Raw genomic sequence first — 5,946 nt, 5'->3', positions numbered from 1 at the left:
ACAAGACGGACTACGCGCGCGACAAGCGGGGCGGGGAGCTGGCCGTGCTCGGTGCGTTCGGGGCGGAGCGGTCGGTGTTCGTGCGGGCGGGGCTGATTCTCGGGCCGTACGAGAACGTCGGGCGGTTGCCGTGGTGGTTGGGGCGGGTCGCGCGGGGTGGGCCGGTGTTGGCGCCGGGGCCGCGGGGGCTTGCGCTCCAGTACGTGGATGTGCGGGATCTCGCGGGGTGGGTGCTCGGGTCTGTGGAGCGGGAGTTGAGCGGGGCGTACAACCTGATCTCTCCGCAGGGGCACGCGACGATGGGGGCGTTGTTGGAGGCGTGTGTGCGGGTCACCGGTGGGGTGGGCGAGTTGCGGTGGACCTCGCCGGAGGTTGTGCTCGGTGCCGGGATCGAGCCTTGGACTCAGTTGCCGGTGTGGGTGCCGGACGGTAGTGAGGGGTACGACGCGTTGCACAGTGCGGATGTGTCTCGGGCGGTTGCTACGGGGTTGAGCTGCCGGTCTGTCGAGGAGACGGTGGCTGATACGTGGAGCTGGTTGCAGAGTGTTGGGGGTTCCGCGCCGCAGCGGCCGGATCGGCCGGGGGTGGGGCTTGACCCGGCTGTAGAAGCGAAGGTTCTTGGGGTTCCGTTGGAGTGGTAGTTCGTTGGCTGCGGGCCGGTGGGGGCTGGTCGCGCCCACGCGGCGGAGCCGCATATCGACACAGCCCCGCGCCCCTAAAGGCAAAAGACGCAAGGAACCGGTGTTGGTAGCGACACCCCCGTCATGGTGGGCGGGCCCCGTGACCTCGTCGGTCCGCTCGGTGAGACTGGGCGTATGGACACGAACAGGGCCCGTACCGTTCTCACGGCCGGGGTGCGTGCGCTCGGCCTTGCCCTTCTCTCCCTCTACGGGTCCCTCGCCCTCTTCGTCCTCACTCTCGTCTCCCTCGTGCTCATCCCCGTGGGCCTCGGGCTGGTCACCACCCCCTGGGTGCTCACCGCCGTACGCGCCCACGCGGACCGGCGGCGGCTGCTCGGGGCGCAGTGGTGTGGGGTGCGTATTCCGCCGGCGTATCGGGCGGTCCCCAGCGGCGCACGGCCGTGGACCCGGACCTTCCGTTTGCTCGGCGACCCTGCCACCTGGCGTGATCTGCGCTGGTTGCCTGTCGACATGACCGCCGGGTTCGTGACCGCGTTGCTGCCTGCTGCTCTGGTGTTCTATCCGCTGGAGGGGTTCGCGTTGGCGTTCGGGTTGTGGCGGGTGTTCACGGACGGGACGTATGTGGGGTGGTGGTACGGGTTCGTGCCGGTGGGTGGGCAGGGCAGTGCGCTGCTCGCGGGGGTGTTGGGTGTCGCTCTGCTTGTCGCTTCCTACTTCCTCACGCCCGCCCTGTTGCGGGTCCACTTTCTGTTGACGCGGTCCGTGCTCGCTCCAGGGCAGGGTGAACTCGCCGAGCGGGTGCGGGTGTTGACCGAGACGCGGCGGGACGCGGTGGATTCCTCGGCGGCCGAGCTGCGGCGTATCGAGCGTGATCTGCACGACGGTGCGCAGGCCCGGCTGGTGGCCATGGGGATGGATCTCGGGACGATCGAGGCGCTGATCGAGAAGAACCCGGCCAAGGCCAGGGAACTGCTCGCCCGGGCTCGGCAGTCGTCCGCCGAGGCGCTGGGTGAGCTGCGTGATCTGGTGCGCGGTATTCATCCGCCGGTGCTGGCGGAACGTGGACTCGGGGATGCCGTAAGGGCGTTGGCGCTTCGGATGCCGGTGCCGACGGAGGTGGGCGTGGACTTCGGGGGCGGGCGGGCGGACGCGCCGGTCGAGTCGGCCGCGTACTTCGCGGTGAGCGAGGTGCTGACCAATGCGGTGAAGCACTCGGGGGCGGACCGTATGTGGGTCGACATGCGGTACGGGGAAGGTCTGTTGCGGATCTCCGTCACCGACAACGGCGGGGGTGGCGCAGTGGTCGGGGCGGGGTCGGGACTCTCCGGAGTCGAGCGGCGACTCGGTACATTCGACGGCGTCCTGGCCGTCAGCAGCCCCGCGGGCGGTCCCACCGTGGTGACCATGGAGATTCCGTGCGCGTTGTCCTAGCCGAAGACCTGTTCCTGCTGCGGGACGGGCTGGTGCGGCTGTTGGAGGCCTACGACTTCGAGATCGCCGCCGCTGTCGAGAGCGGGCCCGAACTCACCGAGGCGCTGGCCGAGTTGGCGCCGGACGTGGCCGTGGTCGACGCACGGCTGCCGCCCACGCACACCGACGAAGGGCTGCAGTGCGCGTTGCGGGCGCGGCGGGAGCGGCCCGGGTTTCCGGTGCTGGTGCTGTCGCAGCATGTGGAGCAGTTGTACGCGCGGGAGTTGCTCGCCGACGGGAGTGGCGGGGTGGGCTATCTGCTGAAGGACCGGGTGTTCGACGCGGAGCAGTTCGTGGACGCCGTACGGCGGGTGGCGGGCGGCGGGACGGTGATGGATCCGCAGGTCATTCAGCAGTTGCTGGCGCGGCGGGCGGCCGACGACCGGCCACTGGGGCGGTTGACGCCCCGGGAGGTCGAGGTGCTCGAACTGATGGCGCAGGGGCGGTCGAACGCGGCGATCGCGGGGCAACTCGTCGTGACGGAACGGGCGATCGGGAAGCACACGTCCAATATTTTCGCCAAACTGGGACTGGAAGTCTCCGACGACGACAATCGCCGCGTGCTGGCGGTATTGGCCTATTTGGACCGGGGACGCTGAGCACTAGCTGTGAGTCGATCACAACTGCCGGTGTTTAAGGGCCAGTTGGGAGGGGACTTATGCAAGAACCTCTCATCAATTTCTGAGACGGCTGAACACTCCTGGGACCCACTGCGTATCTGAGGGAGCCGCTTCACTCCTGTCGGGCGCCTCGCTGCCCCGCAAGGAAGTCAGAGGAGTTCCATGGGACGCAATGATCGTAAACGCCGTACGCCGCTGGCCACCAAGGCCATTGCCGCATCGGCTGCCCTAGCGCTCGGTGGGGGCGGGCTGCTCTGGGCACAGATGAATGCTTCGGCGCATGAGTCCAACTCATCGGGCCAGAACCAGACGAAGGCCGCCGCGGCTCAGGTCGCGACGATCGCCTGCCCGGACGTCGGCCAGCAGCTGACGAACGTGCCGCAGAAGGCTCGTCAGGGTGTCGCCACCGAACTGGCGAACCTGGACAAGCAGATCACCGAGGCCTACGCCCGGCTCGCTTCGACGCGCCAGGCACAGGCCAACGACGCGAGCTTCGTGCAGAACGCGATCGTCGGCCCCCTCAAGGAGAAGCGGGCCGCCACGATCGACCGGATTCGCATCGACATCCAGCGAGTGGGCGGCAGTGTCAACGCGGCTGCACTGAAGCAACTCGCCGCCTGTACGACGCAGAACGCCACCAACACCACCACGGCAGGTCGAGGCGGCGGCAAGAACAACGGCGGGGGCAAGAACAACAACGGCGGTCAGAACACCGCGGCGCCGAGCGCCAGCGCCAGCGCCTCGGCCTCTGCGCCCGCCAACAACGGTGGCCAGGCCGGCAACGGCCCGACGGCCGCCGACTTCGTGGACATCACGAAGGTGGCGAACAACGTCCTGGCGAAGCCGCAGAACCAGGCTCAGGCTTCGACGGGTTCCTTCACCACCAAGTGTGGCGTGAACGCGAACAAGAACCACAACACCGACAACGTCATCGTGGCGCCCGGCGTGACCAACGGCGCGCACCACGAGCACGACTACGTCGGCAACCAGAAGGTCAACGCGTTCTCCACGAACGACTCGCTGCTGGCCGCCCCCTCCAGCTGCCAGAACCAGAGTGACATCTCGGCGTACTACTGGCCGGTCGTGCGTGTGCAGGACGGCTCCCAGGAGTTCGACGCGAACGCTGACGGCGGTGGCAAGGAAGGCAACGTCGGCAAGATCCTGACGCCGGCCCAGGCGCAGATCAAGTACGTCGGTTCGCCGGCCAGCAAGGTCGTCGCGATGCCGCAGTTCCTGCGCATCATCACCGGTGACGCCAAGACCCTCACCAACGGTCTGGCGAACGCCAACGCGCACTGGAGCTGCACCGGCTTCGAGGACAAGGTCCAGCTGACGGAGCAGTACCCGATCTGCCCGCAGGGCAGCCAGGTGGTCCGCACCTTCGCCTTCCAGAGCTGCTGGGACGGCGTGAACGTCGACAGCGCCAACCACCGTACGCACGTGGCCTTCGCGGACCCGGCGAGCGGTGTCTGCGGGAACGGCTTCAAGGCCATCCCGCAGCTGACGATGCGCCTGGTCTACAACATCGCGCCCCCCACCCTCCAGGCGGACGGCACCGTGAAGAACGCCTACGCGGTGGACGGTTTCCCGGAGCAGCTGCACAAGGCGTCGACCGACCACGACGACTTCATCAGCGTCACCAAGAACAACCTGGCGGCGAAGATCGCCAACTGTGTCAACTCCGGCAAGAAGTGCCAGTGAGCGCAGCTAGCCGGTAGCACCCGGTAGTACGAAGCGGGCGGTGGGTTCTCCCACCGCCCGCTTTCGTGTGTGTCCTGACCTAACCGGTGTCGGCACTTTGAGGGGTGTGAACCGGTGACACAGCTTTTTCAGCTGGTGTGCTTCGAGTGGTCGGTGCCGATCTCCTCGTCGCCGCCGAGCGTCGTCTGCAGCTTCTTGACGATCTTGTCGGTGCCGACGGCGACCCACTTGCGGCCGACGAGGTAGAAGCCGCCGTAGTCCTTGGCGTCGTTGATCCACTCGCGCTGGCCGCGGTCGGTGGCGAAGGTCGCGAGGACGAACTTGCCGTAGCTCATCTTGCAGATGGCCTGGCGGAGTTCGTCGGCGTCGGTCTGGATGTCGGGCGTGCACTTCACCTTGGCCGCCAGGCTCTCCAGGCTGCCGGTGGCCGCCGTCGGAATGGTCGCGGCCTTGGTGTCGGCGCCGCAGCCCACCAGCGCCAGCGCCGCAGTGGCGCCGGCCACCGCGAGCATCGGTCGGGTCAGCCTCATCTGTCGTTCCTCCGGTCGTCCGGTGAGCACAAAGCATGCCGCGGCGAACCCCGGCAAGGGGCCGTCCCATTCGATACGTCCCAAAAGGGCCGCACGCTCAATTCCATGGTCGTCCGCAGTACGCGTGTGCGAAGGTGGCGCCCGTGAACCAAGACTGGGAAGACCGTACGACCGCCGCCTGGGCGACCTTCGACGAATACCCGGAGGAGCGTGCCGCCGACTTCCGGGCCGTGATCGACGCGCTCGTCGCCGAACTCCCGGACGGCAGCCCGCTGGGGCCTTTCGAGCGGGCCTGTGCCTGGGACTCGACCGGGCACTCGGACCGGGCGGTTCCCCTGTACCAGGAGGCGCTGGCACGCGGGCTGAGCGGCTACAAGGGCCGTCGCGCGAAGATCCAACTCTCCAGTTCGCTGCGGAACATCGGGCGGGCGGAGGAGGGCGTCAAGCTGCTCACACCCGAACTCGACGGCCCCTCGGACGAGTTGGACGACGCGGTACGCGGCTGCCTCGCCCTGTGTCTGTCCAGCCTGGGCCGCGACCGCGAGGGCCTGTCCCTCGTGCTGGGCGCCCTGGCGCCTCATCTGCCGCGCTACCAGCGGTCGATGGCGAACTACGCGCGGGCACTGGTCGAACCCGCCGACTGAACCGCCGTGAGTCGCCCGGGTGGCGGTGACCAACTCACGATTCGCTCGTTTTGCTGAACGTGCAGTCACAGGATGTCGCCAAGCGCCCCGCAGCTTCACCCACCGCCCCGGTCGTCGATGTCGAACAGGCCGAGGCCGCGCTCGTCGAGCACTATCCACGGCTCGTCCGGCTCGCCTATCTGGTGCTCCCCCCGAGCCTCGGCCGCAACCGGCGCGTCCTGACCGCCCACGCCCTCACCCAGCGCGCCCTGCCCAGGGGCCGCGCGTCGGCGTCCGCGATCCCGGCCCAGTCGACCGGCCGGGACGGCGACCCCGGTTACGCCTTCGTCCGCCAACAGGT

The 5,946-nt window shown here is 68.3% G+C and carries 5 protein-coding genes and 2 pseudogenes; 6 read left to right on the top strand and 1 reads right to left on the bottom strand.

Annotated elements, in window-relative coordinates; all coding sequences use genetic code 11:
• From R6V09_RS43745 to R6V09_RS43730, 4 genes and pseudogenes are all read left to right on the top strand, one after another.
• Nucleotides 1-641, top strand: a pseudogene (locus tag R6V09_RS43745) (reductase); the annotation flags it as partial.
• Nucleotides 642-815: 174 nt separating this feature from the next.
• Nucleotides 816-2,072, top strand: coding sequence for a sensor histidine kinase (locus R6V09_RS43740; RefSeq protein ID WP_317887051.1), 1,257 nt, complete (start codon nt 816-818; stop codon nt 2,070-2,072).
• The gene (locus R6V09_RS43735; protein WP_317887050.1) at nt 2,057-2,710 is read left to right on the top strand and encodes a response regulator transcription factor; all 654 of its coding nucleotides are present in this window, start codon (nt 2,057-2,059) and stop codon (nt 2,708-2,710) included. Before R6V09_RS43740 ends, R6V09_RS43735 begins: the two co-directional genes overlap by 16 nt.
• A 183-nt stretch (nt 2,711-2,893) precedes the next feature.
• Nucleotides 2,894-4,432, top strand: coding sequence for a DUF1996 domain-containing protein (locus tag R6V09_RS43730; protein WP_317887049.1), 1,539 nt, complete (start codon nt 2,894-2,896; stop codon nt 4,430-4,432).
• Nucleotides 4,433-4,560: 128 nt separating this feature from the next.
• On the opposite strand, the gene R6V09_RS43725 is transcribed toward R6V09_RS43730, so the two are convergent.
• On the bottom strand, nt 4,561-4,962 hold the full coding sequence (locus R6V09_RS43725) for a hypothetical protein (RefSeq protein WP_262063015.1): 402 nt from the start codon (nt 4,960-4,962) through the stop codon (nt 4,561-4,563).
• A gap of 143 nt (nt 4,963-5,105) precedes the next feature.
• On the opposite strand from R6V09_RS43725, the gene R6V09_RS43720 reads away from it, so the two are divergent.
• Entirely contained in the window at nt 5,106-5,606 is a 501-nt protein-coding gene (locus R6V09_RS43720) for a tetratricopeptide repeat protein (RefSeq protein WP_317887048.1), read from the top strand.
• A 59-nt stretch (nt 5,607-5,665) separates the two neighbouring features.
• A pseudogene (locus R6V09_RS43715) lies at nt 5,666-5,946 on the top strand (hypothetical protein); the annotation flags it as partial.

This window comes from Streptomyces sp. W16 (genome assembly GCF_033194735.1).
Taxonomy (GTDB): domain Bacteria; phylum Actinomycetota; class Actinomycetes; order Streptomycetales; family Streptomycetaceae; genus Streptomyces.
The sequence above is the reverse complement of the archived record's forward strand: the minus strand, read 5'-3'. Positions and strand labels throughout refer to the sequence as shown.

Bases quoted from the DNA above. Each gene is read 5' to 3' on its own strand.
- R6V09_RS43740 (WP_317887051.1), top strand. From the start codon at position 816: ATGGACACGAACAGGGCCCGTACCGTTCTCACGGCCGGGGTGCGTGCG.
- R6V09_RS43730 (WP_317887049.1), top strand. From the start codon at position 2,894: ATGGGACGCAATGATCGTAAACGCCGTACGCCGCTGGCCACCAAGGCC.
- R6V09_RS43725 (WP_262063015.1), bottom strand. From the start codon at position 4,962: ATGAGGCTGACCCGACCGATGCTCGCGGTGGCCGGCGCCACTGCGGCG.